Origin of the sequence: Streptomyces sp. So13.3, from assembly GCF_005860785.2 — a bacterium.
GTDB classification, from domain to species: domain Bacteria; phylum Actinomycetota; class Actinomycetes; order Streptomycetales; family Streptomycetaceae; genus Actinacidiphila; species Actinacidiphila fildesensis.
This window is the reverse complement of sequence record NZ_CP048835.1, coordinates 9284420-9307792: the sequence shown is the minus strand read 5'-3', so window position 1 is coordinate 9307792 and position 23373 is coordinate 9284420. Positions and strand designations below refer to the sequence as shown.

Below are 23373 nucleotides of genomic sequence, written 5' to 3'. Positions count from 1 at the left end.
AAAAACCGTGAGACCCACGCGGCAGGCAGGGGCAGGATGCCGCCATGGACCGTCAACGGATCGACGCGTCAGCACCCTCCAGGTATGGGACGACTACGAGTGGTCCTGGACCGGAAGCCTCTCCCAGTGGGCCCTGGACCACCCCGAGCACCCCGACAACGGAGAAGCCCTCAAGGCAGCGGCCGAACACCGCCACACCTGGCTCCACGGCTACCGGGGCACCCTCGGATTCGTCACCCTGCTCCTACGCCGGACGAACTGTTAGCCCTCTGAACATGCCGTACGACACGGGCGTCCCCCGCCACGGGAGGGCTGGCTTTCGGACGCCTTTCGACGGTACGGCCCTCAACCCAGGACCCGCCACGGCTCCCGGCCGTCCTTATCGGGACCAGGTCGTGCCACCGCCGCACGATCGAACTGCTCGTACGCCTCCTGCAGATACTCGGCCGACAGATGGGATCCAGCTGCCAGGGACTCGAAGCTCTGACCGTGCGCGAGCGCCTTCTCGACCGCTTCGTGCAGGCTGATCTGAGTACGCCGGTTGGCCTCGACCAAGTCCACGACCAGATCCACCCACCGGCCGTCGCGCAGACTGGTGGCCGCATTGCCGGCGATCATGTCAGCGGCCACGGCCAAGTCGGCATCCAGCACCTTCAGATCCTCGGAAAGGGGCTTCTTCTTGCCGGAAGTCTTCATGACGGCACAGTAGGCCCCGCCACCCTCCACCCGCAGGGGTCCGCCGCTGAAACTCCTCACGAGGTCCGCCGCCGCAGTTTCACCGTGCCGGCGGCCAAGGTGCAATCGTTGGTCCCCCTGCCTACCCACGAGCCCCACAGCCATGCGCTGACCTTCGGCCGTCCCCCCGCATCAACGCCCCCACCCGCCGCGGTATCCACCCCGTGCGAGCGACTTCCAAGGAACTGCCCGGAGGCAGAGTACGGACCACGGTGGCGACCTGTCGTCGATGGCTTTCCTCAGCCCGATCCGCAGGTCCGGACGGCCGTGGATCATCACCGCGGGCCGTACACGCCGGCCCTCAGCGCGAGCCACTTCGGCGTCGTACTGAACCGCGTCGAAGTGGAGCTCCGGCGGAGGGTGCGGCGGCTCGGCGGTGTGAGACTCCCACGGAACCTCCCGGTCCGACCACTGCACGATCTCCCCGAACCGCTGCACGTTCACGGTCAGGAAGCCGCAGCAGGTACCGGTGCAACCCGGTTCCCCCAGCGTCTCCGGGGACCCGGTCGCCGATCTCGACGTTGACGCTGACGGCCACGAGGGCGCGATTCGGTGCATGGACGGCGCTCCCGGAGAGTTCGTCCAATGGTTTGGCGGCGGCGAAGCGGAAGGCTATGCGGGCACGCTTGGTTCTGCGAGAGCTCGAAGTCGGCTTCCGGACAGATGATGGCCGGCTTTCTCTCCGGCCGCGCGCAACCCTGCGGGATACGGGGGCCGACCTTCGGCCGGCCGGCCCGCCGTCTACGTGCGGGGCTACGGGCTTTCACGGATGCGCTGTCGGCGCATGCTCCGGCACAGTGATCGTCGCGTGTCTGCGTTTCCGGCTTGCGGCGCGCGCCGCAATCCCTCGGTGCCGGCGGAGGGCCGGTGGGTGGTGAGGAGGGTGATCGCAGAAAGCTGCAGGGCTGTCCTCCCGCTGTCGACACCCCTTTCCCGACGTCGTGCAGCCGACGTGCCTGGTGCCGTCCGATCCGCGACCCGGCATCGAGCACACGACGTCACACTTCCGGCCCGGGTGCTTCGGCCTGGGACGACATGCCACTGAACGACATGCCACTGGTTCCCAAAGATCCTTCCCACCCGCCACTCTGCCCACCTTCGTTCGACCCTCAGGAGGATCCGTTGCTCGACGCCATCGGTATGGCGCTTGCGGGTCAGGAGTTCTACGCCCCGCTGGCAACCATCAGCGACACCGGGCAGCGGCTCGCCCCTGCGCAGGTGGCCGATGGATGGCTGAGCACCGGCAAGGACATCTGGACGGCGTGGAGCCACCCCTCTCTCCGACGGGCCGCTCAAGGCTGGAAGATCCATGTGTCCGCGCGCCTGGACCGCACACAGGACGTCCTCGACGCTGTAGCACATACCTGCTTCGCTGAGCGGGTGCCGTTCAAGCACGTCAGCGCCCAGAAGTTCTTCCTGGCACTGCACCACAAGCACGCGGACCGTGCACAGGCCGGCAAGTTCTGCGCCCTCTACCCGCAGGACACCGAGACGGCCCACCGGCTCCTGGCCGTCCTTTCGGCCGCGCTGGAGGGCGAGGAGGGCCCGTACATCCTGTCCGACCGCCGCTACCGGGATTCTCGGACCGTCCACTACCGCTACGGCGCGTTCAGCCACCGCAGCCGGCTACGCCTGGACGGCAGCAGAGAACCGGTCATCCGTGACGGCTTCGGACGCGACGTGCCGGACCAACGCCGACCCGTGTTCATCCTTCCCGACGGCGTCACCGATCCCTTCGTCGCCCAGGAGCCCGCACCGCACTCCGGGCCGATCGTCATCCGCCACTACGAGATCGCCAAGGTACTGCAGCCCAGCAACGCCGGAGGGGCATATCAGGCGGTGGACCGCCGCGCCGGACGCGCTGTCTTCATCAAGGAAGCACGCGCCCACAACGGCTATACCTGGGACGGCGTCAGCGCGCGGCAGAGACTGCGCCGCGAATACGACGTCCTCACCGCCGTCCACGCGGCGGCCCCCGGGGTATGCCCGCAGCCCCTGGACCACTTCACCGAGTGGGAACACGACTTCCTGGTCACAGAGTTCGTCGACGGCATCTCGCTGCACCATTGGGTGGCACGGAACTCACCCACCACCAAGGCCGAGTGGCCCAACCGCGACTCCGCGAGCTACTTCAAGGCCTGCCGCCAAATCCTGCGCAGCCTGGACGAGTCCCTTTCCCACCTTCACTCCCGGGGCTACCGCTTCGGGGACCTCAGTCCCGCCAACGTCATCGTCACCGCCGACCTGCGGGCCAGACTCATCGATTTCGAGGCCGCCACACCGCTGACTCAGCCGGCGGCCGCCATGGGCACCCCCGGGTTCACCCTCCCCCGCGGCCTCGCCGACGCCGACACGGACCCGCTCCTGCACGACCGGTACGCCATGGCCGCACTCACGCTGTCCCTCTTCGCTCCACCCCTCCAAGGAGCAGCGGAGCGTCAATCGTCCCAACTCGCGCTGTTGCGACGTGATCTGACTGCCACTGCGGCAGTGCCGGCGGACTTGTGGGCTCGCGCGACCGCCTTCCAGCGTACGGACGGCGGCAGTTCCGCGGCATTGCCCGACCCGTCCGACGTGGACGCCGATCCCGAAGGCTGCCTCGCCGATCTCGCCGCGAGGGTAGCCATCGGACTGCTCGATGCGGCCGACACCCGTCGATCCGACTGGGTCTTCCCACCCTCACCCCAGGCATTCCACACCAACACCGTCGGCGTTGCCTACGGAACCTCGGGGGTGGTACACGCCCTGCACCGGGCGGGCGTGCCCATCCCTGAGGAGATCGAGAAGCGATTACTGGTCGACTCCCTGGCACTGCGCGATGAACTGCCACCCGGCCTGAACGCGGGATCAGCAGGCATCGCCCGGGTCCTGGCGCAGCTCGGCCGCCTGGACGAGGCGACCGAACTCCTGCAGACCGCCGAGAACCATCCCCTGACCCGCACCTCCACCACACTGGCCGACGGCCGGGCCGGAATCGGCCTGAGCTGGCTGGCCCTGCACCGGCGCACACGCGACAACCGGCACCTGGAGCTGGCCGCGGCAGCCGGAGACGCGATCGTGCGCACCACCGACCTGGTGCCGACCCTCGGCGACCACGACGCCAGAGGGCTGTTCCACGGCCGCTCCGGCCTTGCCCTCTTCCTGCACCAACTGGCCGACGCAACAGGTCGGACCTCCTACCTCACAGCAGGCCGTCACCTGATCCACGAAGAACTCGACCGCGCGCTCCAGTTGCCCGACGGAGGCCTGTCCTTCGCCGACAATGCCGTGATCAGGCGTGCCATGCCCTACCTGTCCGTCGGCTCGGCGGGCGTGGCTACGGTCCTCACCCGCTATGTGGCGACCTCGCCGGACGACCGCTGCGTCGCGGCACTGCCGCTGCTCGTCGCCGATGCCAGGAAGACCTGCGCCATGGAACCGGGCTGGTCCACAGGACTTGCCGGGCTGACCTACTTTCTCGCCGAGCACGCCGAACTGACCGGCCGGCCGACCGACCGTGAAGCCGCCGTACGGGTCGCCACCGGACTGCTGAAACACGCCCAGCCCCATGGCCAGGGTGTCCGCTACCTCGGCGCGGGCGGCATGCGATGCACCGCCGACCTGACTTGGGGCGCCGCAGGAGTGCTTCTGGCACTGCAACGTGTCCTGCACGGCCCCGAGGACGAGTTGTTCACCTTGGACCACGGGCATCCCATCCACCCTGAGGTCCCCTCTCGAAAGTGAAGGAACGCCGGTATGAACCAGATTCTCGCTCTGCAGGAACTCACCGTCGAGGTCGACGCCGAACAGGAAGGGGCCTTCTGGCCCCCCTGCTTCAGCATCCACGAAAGCCTGTGGACCAACCCGACCACCACCACCATGTGATCGGTGGCGGACCGTCGGCATGCCCGACGGTCCGCTCCTTCCTCCATCAACAGCGCATCGGGCAGCATGCACCGGGCACACCGGCTTCCAGCGTCGGGCGTGCCCGTACGGCCGTGGTCCGCCAGGTCCGCCGTGATCCCGGCGGTATCTGTCATGACCTGTGGGCGGGCCAGTTCGGCCAGGTCCACGAGCAGGCGGGCACCGCCGTCCTCGGCGATGCGGCGGCGCCGTTCCCACATCGCTGTGGCCCTGGGCCTGCCAGCGGCGCGCGCTGAACCGACGGAGCGGCACGCATTGCCAGTACACCTCCCCCAGGCTCCGACCGTAGACGGCGTACTCCTGCGCGGCCGCCTCCAGGAGAATTCGTGCGCGGGATGTCGAGAACGTGCGGCCGGCTCCGTCCCAGGGGCACGAGAGGCCGCGAACCGGCCGCTCCACGACCTCGACGAAGGAGCGATCACCATGCAGCCGACCCAGATCACCGAGATCCTGAACCGCCCGATCAGCCAGGATCTGCTGGCCCGCGACCTGACCCGGCTGGCCTACGTCGCCACGGACGGCACCCCACGCAGTATCCCGATCGCGTTCACCTGGAACGGCTCGCAGATCGTCCTGTGCACCACGAAGAACGCCGCGAAACTGCCCGCACTGCGCAAGAACCCGATCGTTGCCCTGACCATCGACACCGAGGTCCACCCACCGAAGATCCTGCTCCTGCGCGGGCGGGCCGAGCTGGACGTCGTCGACGGCATCCCGGAGGAGTATCTCCAGATGAACGGCAGCTACGCGATGACACCCGAGCAGCGCACCGAGTGGGAGGCCGAGGTCCGCTCCCTCTACGACGGCATGGTCCGCATCGTCATCACCCCGACCTGGGCGAAACTCATCGACTTCGAAACCACCCTGCCCACCGCCGTCGAGGAGCTGATCCGACAGCGCGCCGAACGTCAGTGCACCTGAGATCACCGCCTTCGCAAAACGGCGTGGCAGTTCTGCGGTACGAGATCAGGAAATGGGCCGAGGCTCCGCTCCATCGAAGAATCCGAACGCCTGCGATGCTGCTCGTTTCGAGCAGCGACCGGCGTCCGCTCTTCCGCTACCGGCTGCCGGCCCTCACGTCGGGCTCCGCACATCGCGGCTCGCCGCACCACCGCGGCACAATCCCGGTTCCAACTCGACCGGACAGGCCCTAACGTGGCGGAAATGACGGACCAACTGACACCCATGCCCGACGACTGGCAGCGCGCACTGGCCATCGTCGCCCACCCCGATGACCTGGAGTACGGAGCCGCCGCGGCGATCGCCCAGTGGACCGCAGCGGGACGCGAGATCACCTATCTGCTGGTCACCCGCGGCGAGGCCGGGATCGACGGCCTCGAGCCAAAGGAGTCGGCCCGGATCCGCGAGGCCGAACAGCGGGCCAGCGCGGCCGTGGTCGGTGTCACGGCGGTGGAATTCCTCGATCACCCTGACGGCGTCATCCAGGACGGCCTCGAACTGCGCCGCGACCTGGCCGCGGCGGTGCGCAGGCACCGGCCCGAGCTGCTCATCACGCTCAACCACCACGACACTTGGGGCGGCACGGCCTGGAACTCCCCCGACCACCGAATCGTCGGCCGCGCCACGCTCGACGCGGCGGGCGACGCGGGCAACCGCTGGATCTTCCCCGACCTGCCGGACGCGCCGTGGGACGGCGTGCGGTGGGTGGCTGTGGCCGGGTCCCCCCAGGCCACGCACGCGGTGGAGGCCACGCCTTCGGGAGCGGAGCGGGCGGTGGCTTCACTGGCGGAGCACCGGGCGTACATCACGGCGCTCTCCGACCAGTCCCCGAAGGACTACGCCCAGTCCTTCCTCCAGGGCATGCTCGACATGGCCGCCCCACGCTTCGGGGGCGTCCCAGCGGTGACGTTCCAGGTCTACCCCCGCTAGTTGCCGGATCAAGGAGCGTTTGCCATGCCATCGAGGACGAGCAGCCCGTCATCTCCGCCTGGAACGTCCCATAGCCGCAGACCACCCGCTCCACGCCTGCCGCACGTGACTGTGCCCCGGCGCGCATCCGGCGCCGGGGCACAGTCGAGGTCGATCACCGGGGACTAGCGCACCGTCACGTTGAAGACGGGGGAGGCCGTGTTCCCGCTGACGATGCGCAGGCTGTTCTTGCCCTTGAGGCCGAGCTTGACGCCCAGCGAGTAGGCGCCGTTGCGCGCGACGGGGACGGAGGCGGGCAGCATGACCCACTTGCTGCCCTGCCTCTGCTGCAAGGTCACCTTGGTGCCCGCCTTGAGGCCGGTCGTCGTGCCGGTGACACGGAACAGCTGCCACGCCTTGACGGAGCCCACCGACGGCTTCGCACTGATGGTGGCCTTGGCGGCGAGTGACTTCTGCGCGACGGAGGTGCTGGCCGTCGCCGGAGTCGCGGCCATCGCGGCGGTGCCTGCCAGAGCGACGGAGGCTGCCGCGATGGCGCTGACTACGGCGATACGCAGGGAGTGCCGCTTGGTGACGATCATGGTGGTCCCCTCCAGTGAAGCTGTCGGTTGTCACACAAAGGCAAGACAAATGCCATTGGCGTGGTTCTCACCAGAAGAGATGTTCCGTCACGCGAATGCGTTGTCGGCGCGGTGTCACTGTCCTGTAACAGGCACGGCCGGCTCCGTTCACGTGTCGTGCGATGGCGCGAAGGCTGTCACCGCGCTCGATGCGTTCGTGGATTTACTGGTGGCGTTCACGGGTGCGGGTGACCAGAGGCCGTGGCCGTCCATGGATGTCCAGTTCCGTGTGGTCTGGGTTCTCCTGAGGCCGGCTGTCTTCAGTCTGATCGTGATGGGAGGTGAGAGGTTCTCGCAGGTCGGCACGGTGTCGGCCTACAACGCGTTCGACTGCTTCGGCCAGATTGTGCAGGAGGTGCCAGGCGTCGGCCACCTGCTGGGCCTGCGGGGCGCCCGCCTGGGCTCCGTCACGGAATGAATCGGCACGGTCGCGGCAGATGATCCGCACTTCGGGATGGTTCCGCAGCCATGATGCGAAGGTGTTCGCGGCGCGAGCGAGAACGTCGATCGGGCGGTGGGTGGACATGTCGATGAGGATCGTTGCGTAGGTCCGCCCGCGCCGCAGGGCGAACTCGTCGACACCGAGAAGCGGGACATGGGCCGAGGACGGGAGTGGCAGGGCGCGGATGAACCGGAGCAGGGTGTCCTTGCAGGTGCCGATGGACATGCGTTCGGACAGGCGTGCTCCTGCCCTGCCGCCCAGGAACAGGGCCAGGTCGGCGAGCTGGGCGGTGAGAGCGTCCGTGCGGCGTGCGTACCGACGCGTCAGGGCCGGTATCTGCTCGGTGAAAGTGCGGCGGTCACACTGATCGTTGTCACACAGGAGTCGGCGGGCCTGAAGTTCAAGTCGTACACGCTTGCCTGCCACCGGACGATCCGCCAGAGTCCGCGGGTAGTAGCAGTGCACCCTCGCGGATCGCCGTCCATAGTCGGGACATGCTGCCGACGCGGCCTGAGACCTTACGGCGAGCCGGACCTCCGTCTCCGTGAGTGTCACTCGATCGATCCGAACCTCGACACCTGGCAGCAGAACGTCCGCGATGCGGACCCCACCCATCACACAGAATTGATGCCCAACCACCCCCAAAATAGCGACAGAGCGCAGAAGCTGAGCCAGAACCCGTGAAGTAGCAGCGATTGGTCAAGGGTTTGGGCAGCAGCCGGCGATCTTGTGTGCTCCGGATGTCCACCAGAAATGACGTCATCCGACGACCGAGATCGCCTCAAGGCAACGGGATGCCGGTTCTGCGCCTCGGCCGATGATCCGGGCTGGTTCGCGAACCGTTGGCCGATCCGTTCGAGGAACTCCTGCAGGCTGGTCGCGGCGACACAGAAAGAGGCGACCATGGTCACTACCGGGTCGAGCACATGTCGGATCACGGCGGTCGGGCGGCATCTTCTAGGATCTGAGACATGGCAACAAGACTCGTACAGATTAATATGAAGGCCCAGGACGACTCCGTGCTCGGCCGGTTCTGGGCGGAGGCACTCGGTTGGGGTGTCGACAGCGAGGGACCTGGCGTGACCAACCTCGAACCCGTGGGCTTCGTCTACCCCGACCCCGTGGCCGTCTGCATCGACATCGTCGCCCGCCCGGAACCCAAAACGGTGAAGAACCGGGTGCACCTTGATCTGGCCACCACCTCGACCGCCCATCAGGCGGAGTTGGTCGCGCGCCTGAAGGATCTCGGCGCGACGCTCGCCGACGTGGGTCAGGGTGACGTCCCCTGGACGGTCATGGCCGACCCGGAAGGCAACGAGTTCTGCGTCCTGGAGCCCCGTCCGATCTACCAGGACACCGGGCCGATCGCCGCGGTGGTGGTCGACTGCACCGACCCACGAGGGATGGCCCGGTTCTGGGGCGAGACGATGGACTGGACGCTGCACGAGGTCACCGACGACCATGCGACCATGCGTTCCGCCAAGGGCGTCGGGCCCTACCTGGAGTTCCTCCGCACCCCCGATACCAAGAGCGTGTGGAACCGCGTCCACCTCGACGTGTGCCCCTACCCCGGTGACGACCTGGGAGCAGAGGAAGCCCGACTGCGCGCTCTGGGCGCCACCGACCCTGGTATCGACCGGTCCGCGATCTCCTGGACGGTTCTGGCCGATCCGGAAGGCAACGAGTTCTGCCTCCTCTCCCCTCGCTGACCTTGAGCAACGGCTCCGGCCGTTTCGGGTCGGCGGCGAGGACCGCGTTGCGTCAGCGCATGCCGCCGGTGAGGGGGACGGTGTCCCCGGGTGATTCAGCGCGCGTCAGTGGACGCCAGGAAGGCCAGGAGCGGGCCGCCGCTCCCTCTACGTCTCCTACCTGGCGGCCCTGGCACAGACCCGGCACACCTGTCGCGTTGCTGTGCGCGAGCCAGACCCAGATCCGCAGCGGCGCGGGCGTGCCGTGTGGGAATCCTTCGAAGCATGCACAGCCCTGCGCTACGAAGTATCGATCTGCGCGCCTCGCTACATCGTCGGGCCGGCGGATGACACATTCCGCCGGCTCCGCGACCTGCGCGACGTGGTCGCCGACGGATGCGGCCGGGCCAGCGACGAGTACATCACGGGCCGGCTGCGCTACGACGAGGCATACCAGTCTCTTCGGGATGCCATGCGGAGAGACCTCAACGCGGATGCCCAGTGCGTGCGAGCGTGTAGGAGTGGAGTTGGTCGATCTCGATGAATCCTGCTGAATCGTAGAGGCGGTTCGTTGCGGTGCGGTCTCGGTCGTCTCCGGCAGGAGCATCGTCGTCGACGTACAGGATCACCTCGGTGGCGCCCAGCCCGGTCAACACGTCCAGGGCAGAGCCCAACAGGGCGCGCCCCAGCCCTTGGCCGCGTGCGGATGGGGCCACTTCGATCCGCCACAGGACGCCGATGCCGTGGACGGGCGGGCCCACCACAGCCTCCGCGACCACGTCGGGGCCGTTGCGGATCTCCAGCCGTCGGGTGTTCTTGCCCGTGTCGTCGGCGCGGCCGATGTGAACGTGGGCGGCGTGAGGCAGGCCCGGGGTGGGCAGTGCGGCGCGCAGGTACCGCCACAGCCGCTCGCCGGTGAACCCCGCCCGCCGCAACGCCTCATCGGTGACCGCACGGTTCCGGACCGGCAACGCCTCCAGCCCCAGAGACAGCGCGGAGGCGATCTGGAACGCCTGGACCGGGCGCGGCGCCAGTGCGGCGACCGCGCGCCGGATCAGCAGGTCGGCGGTCCGGGCGGCCTCCCCGCAATGCAGCCACAGGATCACCCCCGTGTCGTCCTTGGGCCGGACGGCGTAGGACACCACGCCGAAGACGGCCCCGGTGTCCTCCACGACCACCTCGGTGGTGGGCTGGTCCAGTGCGGCCCACCACTGCGCATCTACTGGCGAGCGGCCCTCCAGCGCCTGATGGAGCATCGCGGGAGTGGTCGGCGGCTGGCCAGGGAGGCGGTCGGCGTTGATCAAGTGGAGAACAGCGGTCTGATCAGCCGGGGTGTACGGGCGCAGCGTGACGCCAAGAGGGGTGCTCACGGATACGACCCTGGCCGGGTGGATCCCTTTTGTCCAGGTGGGGGCGGTGCGTCGTGCGGTGCAACGCGCACACCGGTTGGGGTGGTGTCAGTGATCCGTGCTCCGTGCTCAATGGCTCCCTCGCACTGGGGCAGACATGGCGGCGGCCAGCCGGGGTTCCAGCGCCAGGCCGCCCACTGGTCGGCGTCGGCGAAGGGCCCGGCCCGGGGTGGGCCAGCGGGCCTGAGTCCCGGGCGGGCACGCGGTCACCAGCGCCTCGCCCGTGTCGGCGAGGACCCGTAGCGCCTGTTCACTCCACACCCGCCCGGAGCGGTGTACGTCACGCCGAACGACCGTTTGCCCCGTCTCGAAGGTCTCCACCAGTTCCTCCCTCGCGAGCCCGGCCGGGACATCCGGCAGGGCGGGCACCACTTCAGCGCGCGGGGACGAGGTGGGAAGCCGCCGTTCGGATCCTGTCCGGCCTCGCTGTCGTAGGGTCAGCCCAAGTCGAGTGTCTCCTGCGTGAAGTCGGCCGGGGCGGGGCAGGGGCGGCGGCGCGCTGGCTTGGCGTGCGGCTCTCCAGCGCTCGGTCAGCCGGGTGCTGGCCACGAAACGCCCCAGGCGGCGAGCTGTGCTCCGCCGGTTGCCGTTCGGTTGGGCGCCGATGGACGGTGAGGTGGACGGCAGCGGGGCATCAAGGTCAGGCAGCGAGACGGATGGGTGCCTGCTGGCCCTGTGGCAGGGGGCGGGCCAGGCGGCGGGCCCTGACTCCTCGAAACCGGCAGCTTCGCGCCCGCTCAGCATCCCGCCGGCCTTGCGCAGGGGGACGCTTCCTATTCGGGGCGGCCGTCGGCGAGCCACTGGGCGAGGCCGCTCAGCCCGACCGCCCACCGCCCGAGGTCGGTGACCTCGGCGTGCCCGGTGACGACGGTGAGCAACTCGGCCACCGCCTCGTCCGGCCGCTGGGCATCGTTGAGGGTCAGGGCGCGGAAGACGCGTACGGAGTCGGAGTCGGGGAACTCCCTGCGGGCGCGGTCGAGCACCACGAGCGACGTGTCCAGCTCGCCCAGCCACCTCAGGGTGCTGGCGTACTGGCACAGGCACCGGCGCAGGGCGTCACCGTCGAGGCCGAGGGCGAGGGCCCGCTCGTAGTAGCCGCGGGCGGTCTCTTCCAGGCCCGCGGTGTCGTAGGCGCCACCCACCTCGTATACAAGGACTGGGTGGTCGGGGTGTTCGGCGAGCAGCGCCTGGAAGTACGCGATCGTCGGCGCCATGTTCGCCCGGTCGCGCTGGTCGTAGCCACGCTGGATCGCCTCGGCCAGTTCGGGTGTCACGTCGGTCGTCACTACTGCAGCTCCCCATGTGTACGAGTGATCAACTGACCCTATCGCAGCCTCGTCCGCAGACAGTTGGACGTGTTCTGCCGGCTTCTGTCAGGCAGTGCCCCGGCGAGTTGGCTTTGGGCAGGGTTGTGGGCACGCAGTCCGCGCCCGGCCAGGTCGGGAGTGCGTCCCGCGTCCTCCGCGGTGGCTTTTGCCACTTCGGTCAGCCCGATGACACCGCCTCGAGCTGAGTCAGCTCGTCCATGCGCAGTGCCTGCCGGAGCTGGCCGCGCCCGAGACCGCCAACGGCGTGGCTGGACGATCTTGTCCGGACGGTCAGTGGACGTGGCTGCGGGCAGGACGCATCAGCTGGTCAGCGCTCCTGGGCTTCCTTGGTCGCCATTTCGTCGAGTCGTCGTTCGGCCTCGGCCCAGCTGATCGGGAGATCCGCGACGGAGGCGTCCCAGAACACGAACGTGGAATCGCTCATCGTGGAGCGCATCGCCTTCATGATGGAGCGGTGCGGCTCCGTCTGAACGAACGTCATGAGCTGCTCACGGCTCTCCCATGCGGACAGTGTCTGGAACGTCCGCTTGACGGGCCGGGCGACGAGCGAGGCGCCGAAGCAGCCTGGAGCTTTGCGGACCTGGCGCCACGCCGCCAGCGAGTTGAGGAAGAACCGCGGCACGTCCTTAAGGCTCCGGACCTCGAATCGCGACGCCATGATCAGCGCGGATTCGTGGCCTTCGGGAGAGTTGGGGGTGGTCCAGCGCAAGGTGGGCATTGAAGTACTCCTCGGTAGTGGCGTCGTGCTTGCCGGGGCAATCTGATGATGTCAGGGAAGGAGCGTGCGAGCCGGTCGAGTTGGGGATGACGAAGGTGTCGCCGGAGCGGACCGCCGCGAGGTCTTGGTCCAGTCCGGCCCGGTCCCGGTTGCTGGCGGTGAGCGAGTCGCCGCCCACGGACCCGGAGTGGAATGTTCAGTCCCCCATCGCCGTGCGATTGCGGCCAGGTTCGAGGGCGAGAAGGGAAGCGGCGGGGATGCCCTGGCGGAACGGACTGCTCGGGGGCCAGTGACTCAAGCCTCGCCCGCCAGGCGGACGTCGCTCGTGTCATTCGCCTGATCACCAAGGCTGATCAGCAGAGTGCGCAGGGTAGCGGCGAGGTCGCCTTGCCGGTGCGGATCGAGCGCGGCGAGGATGCGCCGTGAATTGTCGAGGTGGGCGCCGATGACACGGTCGATGAGCTCGCGGCCGGCGGGGGTGAGGGCGACGATGACCGTACGCCGGTTGGCGGGGTCGAGGTCGCGTGTGACGTAGCCCTTGGCGACGAGCCGGTCGAGCCGGTTGGTGATGGCACCGGCCGTCTTCATCGAGTGGCGGGTCAGTTCCCCCGCGGTCATGCCGCCGGGTGGGCCGGCGCGGAGGAGGGTCCCGAGGACGTCGAACTCGCCCATCTGCAGCCCGAATTCGCTGAAGAGCGCTTGGAACTCGCGCTCGACGATACGGGTCACCCGTGACAGGCGGCCGAGAACGTTCACGGGGGACGCGTCGAGGTCGGGGCGGACGCGAGCCCACTGTTCCACGATGAGGTCGACGGCGTCACGCTCCACGAGGACTCCTCAACGTTGAAATGTTCGACGTGAGATTACCACCGTGACGCACGCTCCTCAACGTCAATTATTTGAACGTCGAAGTGCCTTTCATGGGCGCCGAGTCACCGCCCGCGATCACCGCGCCTGCCCTCATCGGTGACACCCTGCGGCCTGATGCCGAATCACGATCACCCCGCCGTCCCTGGGCCCCAGCCGGCGTGCAGGGTTCGGGGCAGTCTCTTCTGGGGCGGTGCTACCGCCGCCCGTGCGGGGTCGTGGGAGCGACCTCGGCGAGCCAGGCGTCGGCGATCAGCCGGTGCCCCAGAGGGGTCGGGTGGACGCCGTCCGGGGCCAGCTCCGCCGGCTCCCGATCCTGCGCCGCGCGGGGCAGGACAAGGTCTGCGCGGACCACTTGGGCTCCGTTGTTCACAGCTGCCCGCAGGACGGCGTCGGTACGCGGCGACAGGTCCTCGAACCAGCGTTCCTGGTCCGGCCCGACCGGGAGCAGGAACGGAGTGATGACGACCAGCTGTGCGGACAGCTTGCTCGCGGTGTCCGCGAGCAGGCGGTCGAGGCACGCCTCGAACTCGTCGACCGGACTGGGGAGGTTTCGGTCGTAGCGCCGCCAGGTGTCGTTGATGCCGATCTTGACCGTGACGACGGTGGGCCGGTGGTCGATGACGTCAGTGCTCCAGCGGGATGCGAGGTCATACACGCGGTGGCCGTTGATCCCCCTGTTGATGATGCGGGGGCCGGGTCCGTCGTGCGCCCGCTCGCGCAAAGTCCGCGCGATCTCGCGGACGTATCCCTGGCCGAGCGATGCGGGATCCGCACGGTCGCGGCCCGCGTCGGTGATGGAGTCCCCGATGAACAGGAGCGTGTCGTCATCCTTGATGTGCATGTCTGCCGTCCTGGCGTTGTGGGCGGAGGACGGGACGCCTGTCGTGGCCCGTCGGATCACAGTCAACTACGTCTGACCGGATGGGGATTGATCTGCGGCGCGCCTGAGGGTCTGGGCCTCGCGGGCCAGCACCGCGGGGTCGTCGCCGGGGACGAACTCCAGGAGCGCCTCGACACCCCGGCCCGCGAGCAGGCCGAGCGCTGGAGCCCACAGGTCCCAGCGGTCCGCCAGTGGAAGCCTGTTGTGGCCGGGCCACCACGAGAAGACGTGTACGGCGGTGACCCGGTCGCCGAGTTCGACGAGCCCTGCCAGCGCCTCCTCGTCGGGGGTGTCCTGCGGCGGCTGCCAGTACGTGCGGACGTTGTCCGCGCCCACCTCGTCCAGCAGCCGCAGGGTCGAGGCGACGGTGTCGGTGAGCGTTCCGCCGTGGAACTCCGGCGCGAGCTCCAAGCCGTGGTCCGCGGCGATCCGGGCCGCCTCCCGCAGGCAGAGCACGGTTTCGTACCGCTCGTCCGGCAGGACGGACCGCGATCCGGTTCCCCCCGCCCAGACCCGTACCCGCGGCGCCCCGAGCACCACGGCGGCCTGGGCCACAGCGGGAAACGCCGCCAGCTCCGCGCGGGTGGCACGGAAATACGAACCGTAGGAACAACAGGCCAGCCCGTAGCGGTCGGAGACCTCACGCACCGCTCGGATCGTGCCGGGCTCCCCCGCCGGCGCGTGCACGTCCGCTCCCCACTCGATCACCTCCAGGCCCGCGTTAGCCGCGCGTCGCGCGACCTCGGCAGCGGGCAGCCGGCGGAAGGTGACCGAGCACAGGCCCAGGCGGGTCAGCCCGGTGTCCAGCCCGCCCGGCCGACCCAGCGGCGGGCGCTCCACCGCGGTCCGTCTGCTCTCCTCGGTCATGACCCTGCCTTGCTCGCGATGTGGCCTGCGGATGGTCTGCGATTGCCCGGCCGGTCCATCCGACCCGGTCCACCGCCCGGGGGTCGGGCGGACCGGGTCGGATGGACGGACCGGCGTGCGGTGCCCCGTCACCGGGTCTCGCTCAGGCGGCGTTCGGGCCCACGTCCGCAGCGGTCAGCGGGTGCCGCAGTACGGGCGCCGTCGCGTACTCGTCGGCACCGATGTCCCGTACGCTCCCGCGCTGATCCCCGTCGATGTCGTCGGCCACGACGGTGCCGCCCAGCGTGGCCGCGCCGATCGCCGGACTGCCGGCCGTCAGCCGCAGAACACCGTCCGTGCCCCGACCGAGCCGCGGGTCGGCCCGGGTGAAGCCCCCGGAGGGGATGTTGCCGTTGGCGGCCGCCCCCCACAGCAAGTTGCTCTGCCAGGTGAAGCCGGAGGTGGCTCCCATGGCGACGAGGCTGCCCGAGTCGCCGACCAGCAGGTTGTCGGCGATGGTCACGTCCTGCGGCTCGTACGTCCGCGTCTCGCCCGACAGCGTGCCGGCGTTGTTGATCAGGGAGTTGTGCGCGATCACCGCGCGGTCGCAGGCGTCGTTGCCCCGCCGCTGCTCCTGCGTCTCCCCCGGGGTGTGGTCACGGGTGGTGCCGCTGCCGACCACCAGGGCCCGGCCGGACAGCCCGCTGAGGTAGTTGTTGACGATCACGTGGTCGTTGCCGTAGACGCGCACCCCGTCGATGCCGCCGATCAGGTGGTTGCCCTCCACCCTGGAGCGATTGCCGTGCCGCAGCACGATGCCGCCGCGGCTGTCGCGGATGGTGTTGTACCGCACGGTGTTGTCCGAGGACTTCACCGAGATGGCCTCGGGGTCGCCGTTGCAGCGCTCGAACAGGTTGTACTCCACGTAGGCGCCGGCCGCCGACAGGGCCCGGCCGCTGACGCCGAGGCGGATCGGCTCGCCGCCGTTGTCCCCGGTGAAGGTGTGGTCGGAGAAATGGTTGCGGAAGATGTGCAGGTTCTGGGCCATGGCGGTCGAGCCGGGACCGTCGACGACGAGGAAGATGCCCGCGGTGGTCTTGTTGTGGAAATGGTTCCGGTCGATCTTCGAGTCGTCCGCCCGCACGACGACCCAGTACGGATCGCCGGTGTCCGCGAACTGGAAGTCGTTGCGGGTCAGCCGGATCGCCGAGCAGTCCGCCGGGATCTCGAGCGTGGTGCTCTGCCGGAAGGCGAAGCCGCTGATGGTGATGTTGCTGGAATTGCTGAGCACGAAGCCGCGTGCGCCCCGCAGCACCGCGCCACCGCGGGTCTCGGACACGATGGTGATGGGCGCGGCGCCGGTGCCGTTCTTGCCGGAGATGGTGATCGCGCTGCCCGTTGGAACCGTGTAGGTGCCGTCGGCGACGATGATCCGGTCACCAGGGGCGGCGCCGTTGATCGCGTTCTGGAGTGCTGCCAGGGAAGCGACCGGGATGTCGGCCGCCGATGCGCTGCCCGACAGCGTGGCGGTCAGGGCTGCGGCGCCAAGTGCGGTCACGGCGGTGCCTTTGAGGAACGTGCGTCGTTGCATGGTGCCTCCTGCGTCGAAGTGGGCGGGTGCGCTCAGCCGGCCTGAGGGCCGACATCGGCCGGGGTCAGGGGTCCGCGCCTCGGCGCCCGGCGGGAGTATTCGTCCGCGCCCACATCCCGGGCCCTGCCGCGGGGCTGTCCGTCGATGTCGTGGGTGATGCGCGGCCACCGCAGCGTGCCCGCGTCGATCGCCGGGCTGCCGGCGGCCGGCCGGGCGATGCCGTGCGGGTCCGTCACCAGCCTGGGGTCGACCCGGATGCCGCCACCGGCGGGGATGTTGCCGTCGGCGGCGGCACCCCACAGGAGATTGCCCGACCAGGTGAAGCGCACGGTGTTCGCCATCGCGACCAGTTGGCCGGTGTCCGCGACGAACAGGTTGTCCGCGACGGTGACGTCCCGCGGCTCGTGCGGACGCTGACTCTCCCCGGAGAGCGTGCCGTTGTTGTTCAGCAGGGTGTTGTACGCGATGAGGATCCGGTCGGGGGCGTCGTTGCCGCGGCGCGCCTCGGGCGTCTCACCGGGGAGGTGATCGCGCTCCGAACCGCTGCCGATCACCAGGGCCCGCCCGGACAGGCCGGCGAGGTAGTTGTTGACGATCACATGGTCGTTGCCATAGATCCGCACGCCCTCCGTGCCGTCGACGAGGTGGTTGGCTTCCACCCGGTTGCGGTTGCCGTGCCGCAGGACGATCCCGCCGAGACTGTCGCGGATGGTGTTGTACCGGATGGTGTTGTCCGAGCTCTTCACCGAGATCGCCTCGGGATCGCCGTTGGCGCGCTCGAACAGGTTGTACTCCACGACCGCGTGGGCGCTGGACAGGGCTCGGGGGCTGACGCCGAGCCGGATCGGTTCGCCGCCGTTGGAGCCGGGGAAGGTGTGGTCGGAGAAGTAGTTGCGGTACACGTGGACGCGCTGGGCCATCTCCTCCGTGTTCGCGCCCTCGATGCCGAGGTAGATGCCGAGGGTGCTCTTGCCGTGGAAGTGGTTGTGGTCGACGCTGCTGTCGTCCGCGCGCACCATCACCCAGTGCACGCCCTCGATGTCGGCCAGTTGGAAGTCGTTGCGGGTGAGCCGGATGTGCGAGCAGTCCGGGGGGAGGTCCAGGGTGTTCTTCTGCCGGAAGGAGAAGCCGCTGAGGGTGATGTGGCTGGACGCTTCGAGGAGGAAGCTGTGCTCGCCTTCCAGGATGACGCCGCCGCGCGTCCGGGCGGCGATGGTGACGGGCGCGCGCCGGGTGCCCTGCTTGTTCCGAACGGTGAGCGGGCGGTCCGGTGGGACGGTGTAGGTCCCGTCGGCCACGATGATCCGGTCACCGGGTCGTGCCCGGTCGATCGCGGCCTGCAGCTCGTCCAGCGTGCGGACGGCCGCCGGGGCTGAGCTGGCGCTGGCGCTCAGCGGTCCGCCGACGGGGGCGACGGCCAGCGCCGCCCCTGCCGCGGTGCCCATGAGGAACGTGCGGCGTTGCATGGTGCCTCCGTGAGGGTGTGGTGGACGGACGGTGTGCCGGCTGGCGCTCAGCCGGCGGCCAGGGTGTCCCGGGTGGTGTCCCCGGCGTCCTGGGTTTCCTGGGTGTCCAGGAACAGTTCGATGACAGGTACGGGGGTATCGGGGCGCCGGACCGGGAGCTGGAGCGTGAGCGTTCCGGCCGGCTGTCCGCCCATCTCGGTGTTGACCGCGGGCCGGTCCGGGTCGATGTGCACCGGGATGATCTCGGACGCGTCGTTGAGCAGTTGGGCGTAGCGCACCCGGCCGGCCAGGCCCGGCAGGTGCAGGTGACGCAGCGGCCAGGCGAACAGGTGGACGTAGAGCCGGTCGCCGCGCTGGGTGTACCGGCATTCGGCGGGGGCGGTGTACGAGGAGGGTCCGCAGCCGCGGATCGCCCGTTCGTGCAGTTGCGTCCACCGGCCGATCTCCTCCAGGACCGCGGTGTCGCGCGGGTCGAGAGCGCCGCGGCCGGTGGGTCCCACGTTGAGCAGCAGGTTGCCGCCCTTGGACACGCCGTCGACGAGCATGCGGATCAGCAGGTCGGGGCTCTTGTGGTCCAGGTTGTCCCGGTCGTAGCCCCAGCTGCCGTTGAGCGTCTGGCAGGCTTCCCACAGCACGGGTCGCCCGTTGTCGGTCATGGGACCGGACGGCTGGTACTGCTCGGGGGTGACGAAGTCCCCGGGAAGGCCGGTCCGGTCGTTGACGAGGACGTGCGGCTGCAGTTCGCGAATGGTCCGCAGGAGCTGCGGGGAGTCCCAGTCGTCGGGTCCCTTGCCGCCCCACCAGGTGCGCCCGGCATACGAGAAGTCGAAGAACAGGTAGTCGACGCGTCCGAACGAGGTCAGCAACTCGCGGACCTGGCCGTGCAGATAGCGCTGGTAGTCGCGGATGTCCCGCTCGGCGTGGGATGCCTTGAACGCCTCGTCGTCGCGCTGCGGATGGGTGCCGTCCACGGGGAAGGACGGATGGTGCCAGTCGATCAGCGAGTAGTAGAGGCCGACCTTGAGCCCCTCGGCGCGGCACGCCTCGACGAACGGCCCCACGAGGTCACGGCCGTGCGGGGTGTTGGTGACCTTGTACTCGGTCAGGGCGCTGTCCCACAGGCAGAAGCCGTCGTGGTGCTTGGTGGTGAGCACGACGTACCGCATGCCCGCCGCCTTGGCCGCTCTGGCCCACTGGGCGGGGTCGTAGCGGTCCGGGTCGAAGTGGTCGAAGTACACCTGGTACTGCTCGTCGGTCAGTCGCTCACGGTTTTTGACCCACTCGTGCCGTGCGGCGAGGGAGTACAGACCCCAATGGACGAACATGCCGAACCGGGCGGTGGTGAACCAGTTCGTCTCCGGGCCTCCTACGGGATCCGGGGTCGCGGACGGGTGCGCCGGCGGGGTGTCGGTGCTCGGAGTCATGGGGAATCGCTCTTTCTCATCGGCGTCCGGCGGCTTTTCGGTGCGCGTCAGGGCTGGTCGTAGGGAACGGGGGCGGGAACCGGGCCGACGCGCAGGCACGTCAGGGTGGCAGGCCCCGGGGGCCGGTGCGGGCTGCGGGGCCGGCGCAGGCCGCGGGCCGGAACGGGCCGGAACGGGCCGCGCGGGCTGCGCGGGCTACGAAGTCACCGGGGCCGCGGGTCGGTCCGCGAGTCAGCGGTCAGTTCGTGGGTCGGTGGTCGGTTCGCGGGTCAGCCCTTGAGCGCCCCGGAGGACAGACCGCTGACGAAGGACCGCTGGAAGAACAGGAAGACGATCACCGAGGGCAGCAGGGCCAGCAACGAGGCGGCCATCACCACTCCGGGCGTCACGGCCGGGTCGATCCGCAGGGTCCGCAGCGCCAGCGGCAGCGTGTACGAGGAGGAGTCCGTGGAGACGAGCAGGGGCAGCAGGTACTGGTCCCAGATCATGGTGAAGCCGAAGACTCCGATGACGCCGAGGGCGGGCTTGCACATCGGCAGAATGATCTGGGCGAAGATCCGCAGGTCTCCGGCGCCGTCGATGCGGGCGGCCTCTTCCAGTTCGCGTGGCACGTCCTTCATGAACTCGGTCATCACCAGGATGGAGAATCCCCAGGCGCCCAGCGGGACGATCATGCCGGCGAGGGTGCCGATGAGGTTGAAGTGGACGACCGGCAGGTCGGAGAGAATGACAGACAGCGGGAGGGCCAGGATCTCCTCGGGCAGCATCAGCGTCGCCAGGATGGCGACGAGCGCCAGCGTCATTCCGGGAAACACCTTCCGGGCCAGCGCGTATCCGGCCAGCACGGAGACAACGACCTGGAGCAGCAGCCCGAAGCCGACGACGAAGAACGAGTTCAGCAGGTACTTGAGCACCCCCTGGTCGAAGGCGATCCGGAAGTTGTCCAACGTGAAGCCCTTGGGCACGACGCTCAGCTGCGTCGGGTCCTTGATGTGGCCGAAGGCGCCGACGAGCAGGGCCAGCAGCGGGCCCGCGAACACCGTCAGGACCAGCAGGTAGATGACGGCCTTCAGGATCCGTCCGCCGACGCTGCGGCTCTCGGTCAGGCCCAGCGCGGTCTCGGTCGGCGCACTCACTTGCTCTCCCTCCGCCGCAGCAGTTGGACGATGATGGTCAGGATCAGCGTCGCGACGAACAGCAGGACCGCTCCCGCCGCGCCGACGCCGAGCCGGTTCTGCTCGAGCCCGAGCTTGTAGATGAGGGTCATGACGACCTCGGTGGAGCCGTTGGGCCCCCCGTTGGTGAGCAGGAACACCTCGGTGAACACGCGCAGTCCGCGGATCGCGGCGAGGATGAACAGAATCGAGAACACCGACCGCAGTCCGGGCACCGTCACGTACCACACCCGCTGCCACCGGGAGGCCCCGTCGACCTTCGCCGCCTCGTACAGGCCGCGGTCCACGCTCGTCAGTCCGGCGAGGAAAATCATCATGTCGTAGGGGGCACCCCGCCAGATGCCGGTGAGCATGATGGAGGCCATCGACGTGTCGGGGTCGTTGATGAACCCCGACGGACCGGCTCCCACCAGGCCCAGAACGGAGTTGAGCATGCCGTCCCCGGTCGGGTGGTACATGATCCGCCACAGTTCGGCGACGACCGCGAGCGGCACCACCACCGGAAGGAACGCCGCGGAGCGCACGAATCCCAGTCGCCGGCTCTGCCCCTCCATCAGCAGGGCCAGGGCGAAGCCGAGTGACATCGCGCCGACGGTCTCGCCGACGGCGAGCACGACCGTGTGCCACGCGGCCTCACGGAATCCGTGCGACTGCAGCACCGTGGCGTAGTTCTCGGTGCCGACCCACCGGTTTCCCAGGTAGGGCTGCACATCCTGGAAGGACATGGTCAGCGCGCTGGCCATGGGAATGAACTTGAAGTACAGGAAGAGCAGCAGCGCCGGGGCGAGGAAGAGCCAGGGCGTCCACCACCGGCCCGATCTGCGGCTGCGCCCCCGACGACCGGCGGTCCCGCCGCCCCGGAGGGCCGGTTCGCGGGGGGCGGAGCCGGCTGCCGCACGGGCGGCCGGTTCCGCCTGGTCGAGGCTCATGACGCGGCGATCCCCTGCTCCTTGAGGATATCGGCGAGCTGCTTGTCGAGCTCACCCAACTTGGCGTTGATGTCGAGGCCGCAGTCCGCCATCAGCGCGTTCACCGCGTCCGCCGTCACCTGCCGCACCGGCGTCCAGTTCGGTATGGAGGGCGCGTACCGCCCGGAGTCCTGGTACGCCTGGGCGTAGGTCTTCCAGCGCGGGTCGGGACGGATCTGGGAGATGTCCACGGCGGTGTTGACGGGAAGTTGCACGGTGTAGCCGGTGGCGCCCTCCATCCCCTTCTTCTGGCCTTCGACGGACACCGCGAAGCCGGCGAAGGCGTCCTGGCCGGCCTGGTTGTCCGAGCCGGCCATCAGGTAGACGGAGCCGCCCTCGGCGAGGACGGTGGCGTCCTTGGGTCCCTTGGGCATCGGCACGACCTCGTACTTGTCCTTGCCCAGGGACTTGTCGAAGCGCGGCAGCAGGTACGGGCCGACGACGAACATGCCGGCTCGACCCGACTCGAACGTCTCGTTCGTCGGCGGGGTGTCCATGGTCACCGCGCCGGGCTGGATGGCCTTGGCCTTGCACCCCAGGTCGCGGAACCACTGCATGGCCTGCACCGACGCCGCGGTGGTCATCGCCGGCTTGTACGTGCCCTTGCCGGCCTCGGTGATGAAGTCGCCGCCCGCGGCCCACAGGAAGTTCGAGAAGTACCAGGAGGCGTAACCGCGCTTGGTGGACAGCGGGGCGGCGAGCCCGGCGGTGTTGTTCTTGCCGTCCCCGTCGGGGTCCTGAGTGGTGAAGGCCGTGGCCATCGCGGCGAAGTCGTCCCAGTTGCGCGGGACGTCGAGCTTCAGCTTCTCGCGCCAGTCCTTGCGGATCAGCAGCGCGGACGCCTGCGCGGAGAACGGCAGTCCGTACTGCTTGCCGTCCAGGCTCTGCCCGGACTTCAGGCCCTGTTCGATGATCTGCTTGCTGTCCTTGATCTTGCCCAGGTCGATCTCTCGGAGCAGACCTTGGCTGTGCATGGTTCCGAGCTGCGTCACGTCGTTCATGACGATGTCGGGGAGCTTCTTCTGGGCGGCCCGCTGCTGCAGTTTGGTCTCGAAGTCGTCGAAGATGGCCGTGACCTTGACCTGGTAGCCCGTGGCCTTCTCGAAGGCGGCGGCGAGCTGCAGTGCGCCCTTCTCCCCCGGTCCGCCCGGGGTCGTCCTGGTCCAGAGCTCGAGAGGTGCCTTGGGGTTCTGCTTGGCATCCACTCCCGCAGCCCCGGAGGTACAGCTGGTGAGGATCAGAACCGAGGCGAGGGCCCCCGCGCCGATCCATCGCGATCTCTGCATGACAACTCCCGGTTTCGCCCGCATCACCGCGGTCTAGAAAGCGCTTGCTGGGACGGTAACCGGGTCCGAATCAACGGTCAATAGTCCGATGAATACAAAGGGTTTCGACTGACCGAAGGAGCGCTCATCTGGCA

The 23373-nt window shown here is 68.9% G+C and carries 21 protein-coding genes; 7 read left to right on the top strand and 14 right to left on the bottom strand.

What is annotated here, in order from left to right; genetic code table 11:
* Positions 1-7: 7 nt before the first annotated feature.
* Positions 8-265: a hypothetical protein gene (locus C8250_RS41655; RefSeq protein WP_306665041.1), complete on the top strand. Its 258-nt coding sequence runs from the start codon at positions 8-10 to the stop codon at positions 263-265.
* 80 nt (positions 266-345) lie between these two features.
* Here the strand turns inward: C8250_RS41655 and C8250_RS41650 are convergent, their stop codons facing one another.
* A complete protein-coding gene (locus C8250_RS41650) occupies positions 346-696 on the bottom strand; it encodes a hypothetical protein (protein WP_138355336.1) in 351 nt (116 codons plus the stop codon).
* A gap of 1161 nt (positions 697-1857) precedes the next feature.
* Between C8250_RS41650 and lanKC the strand changes: the two genes are divergently transcribed.
* From lanKC to C8250_RS41635, 4 genes are all read left to right on the top strand, one after another.
* A complete protein-coding gene (lanKC, locus tag C8250_RS41645) occupies positions 1858-4458 on the top strand; it encodes a class III lanthionine synthetase LanKC (RefSeq protein ID WP_138355335.1) in 2601 nt (866 codons plus the stop codon).
* Between the two features lie 12 nt (positions 4459-4470).
* The gene (locus C8250_RS44610) at positions 4471-4599 is read left to right on the top strand and encodes a hypothetical protein (protein ID WP_269287099.1); all 129 of its coding nucleotides are present in this window, start codon (positions 4471-4473) and stop codon (positions 4597-4599) included.
* 462 nt (positions 4600-5061) lie between these two features.
* The gene (locus tag C8250_RS41640) at positions 5062-5559 is read left to right on the top strand and encodes a pyridoxamine 5'-phosphate oxidase family protein (RefSeq protein ID WP_138355334.1); all 498 of its coding nucleotides are present in this window, start codon (positions 5062-5064) and stop codon (positions 5557-5559) included.
* A 243-nt stretch (positions 5560-5802) separates the two neighbouring features.
* Positions 5803-6528, top strand: a complete 726-nt coding sequence (locus tag C8250_RS41635; RefSeq protein ID WP_138355333.1) for a PIG-L family deacetylase — start codon at positions 5803-5805, stop codon at positions 6526-6528.
* 164 nt (positions 6529-6692) lie between these two features.
* On the opposite strand, the gene C8250_RS41630 is transcribed toward C8250_RS41635, so the two are convergent.
* A complete protein-coding gene (locus C8250_RS41630) occupies positions 6693-7109 on the bottom strand; it encodes a hypothetical protein (protein ID WP_138355332.1) in 417 nt (138 codons plus the stop codon).
* Between C8250_RS41630 and C8250_RS44245 the strand changes: the two genes are divergently transcribed.
* Positions 7099-7566 (top strand): hypothetical protein, encoded by a 468-nt coding sequence (locus C8250_RS44245; protein ID WP_232485874.1) that lies wholly within the window; start codon positions 7099-7101, stop codon positions 7564-7566. The genes C8250_RS41630 and C8250_RS44245 overlap by 11 nt on opposite strands.
* A 995-nt stretch (positions 7567-8561) precedes the next feature.
* The gene (locus C8250_RS41620) at positions 8562-9299 is read left to right on the top strand and encodes a VOC family protein (RefSeq protein ID WP_138355330.1); all 738 of its coding nucleotides are present in this window, start codon (positions 8562-8564) and stop codon (positions 9297-9299) included.
* Between the two features lie 464 nt (positions 9300-9763).
* Here the strand turns inward: C8250_RS41620 and C8250_RS41615 are convergent, their stop codons facing one another.
* The 12 genes from C8250_RS41615 to C8250_RS41560 all read right to left on the bottom strand — a co-directional run bounded on the left by C8250_RS41615 (position 9764) and on the right by C8250_RS41560 (position 23239).
* The gene (locus C8250_RS41615) at positions 9764-10648 is read right to left on the bottom strand and encodes a GNAT family N-acetyltransferase (protein WP_138355329.1); all 885 of its coding nucleotides are present in this window, start codon (positions 10646-10648) and stop codon (positions 9764-9766) included.
* A gap of 812 nt (positions 10649-11460) precedes the next feature.
* On the bottom strand, positions 11461-11973 hold the full coding sequence (locus tag C8250_RS41610; RefSeq protein WP_198358676.1) for a tetratricopeptide repeat protein: 513 nt from the start codon (positions 11971-11973) through the stop codon (positions 11461-11463).
* A 349-nt stretch (positions 11974-12322) separates the two neighbouring features.
* Entirely contained in the window at positions 12323-12733 is a 411-nt protein-coding gene (locus C8250_RS41605; protein WP_138355328.1) for a DUF3291 domain-containing protein, read from the bottom strand.
* A gap of 294 nt (positions 12734-13027) precedes the next feature.
* On the bottom strand, positions 13028-13561 hold the full coding sequence (locus tag C8250_RS41600) for a MarR family transcriptional regulator (RefSeq protein ID WP_138355327.1): 534 nt from the start codon (positions 13559-13561) through the stop codon (positions 13028-13030).
* A gap of 235 nt (positions 13562-13796) precedes the next feature.
* Complete coding sequence (locus C8250_RS41595; RefSeq protein WP_138355326.1) at positions 13797-14444, bottom strand: SGNH/GDSL hydrolase family protein; 648 nt, start codon at positions 14442-14444, stop codon at positions 13797-13799.
* A gap of 66 nt (positions 14445-14510) precedes the next feature.
* Positions 14511-15350, bottom strand: a complete 840-nt coding sequence (locus C8250_RS41590) for a TIM barrel protein (protein ID WP_138355325.1) — start codon at positions 15348-15350, stop codon at positions 14511-14513.
* Between the two features lie 142 nt (positions 15351-15492).
* A complete protein-coding gene (locus C8250_RS41585) occupies positions 15493-16920 on the bottom strand; it encodes a polysaccharide lyase 6 family protein (RefSeq protein WP_138355324.1) in 1428 nt (475 codons plus the stop codon).
* Between the two features lie 32 nt (positions 16921-16952).
* Complete coding sequence (locus tag C8250_RS41580) at positions 16953-18386, bottom strand: polysaccharide lyase 6 family protein (protein ID WP_138355323.1); 1434 nt, start codon at positions 18384-18386, stop codon at positions 16953-16955.
* A 47-nt stretch (positions 18387-18433) separates the two neighbouring features.
* Positions 18434-19810 carry an alpha-L-fucosidase gene (locus C8250_RS41575; protein ID WP_138355322.1) on the bottom strand — a complete coding sequence of 459 codons (1377 nt, stop codon included), beginning with the start codon at positions 19808-19810 and terminating at the stop codon, positions 18434-18436.
* Between the two features lie 269 nt (positions 19811-20079).
* On the bottom strand, positions 20080-20946 hold the full coding sequence (locus C8250_RS41570; RefSeq protein WP_138355321.1) for a carbohydrate ABC transporter permease: 867 nt from the start codon (positions 20944-20946) through the stop codon (positions 20080-20082).
* On the bottom strand, positions 20943-21914 hold the full coding sequence (locus C8250_RS41565; RefSeq protein WP_138355320.1) for a sugar ABC transporter permease: 972 nt from the start codon (positions 21912-21914) through the stop codon (positions 20943-20945). Before C8250_RS41565 ends, C8250_RS41570 begins: the two co-directional genes overlap by 4 nt.
* Entirely contained in the window at positions 21911-23239 is a 1329-nt protein-coding gene (locus C8250_RS41560; RefSeq protein ID WP_138355319.1) for a sugar ABC transporter substrate-binding protein, read from the bottom strand. Before C8250_RS41560 ends, C8250_RS41565 begins: the two co-directional genes overlap by 4 nt.
* Positions 23240-23373 lie beyond the last annotated feature (134 nt).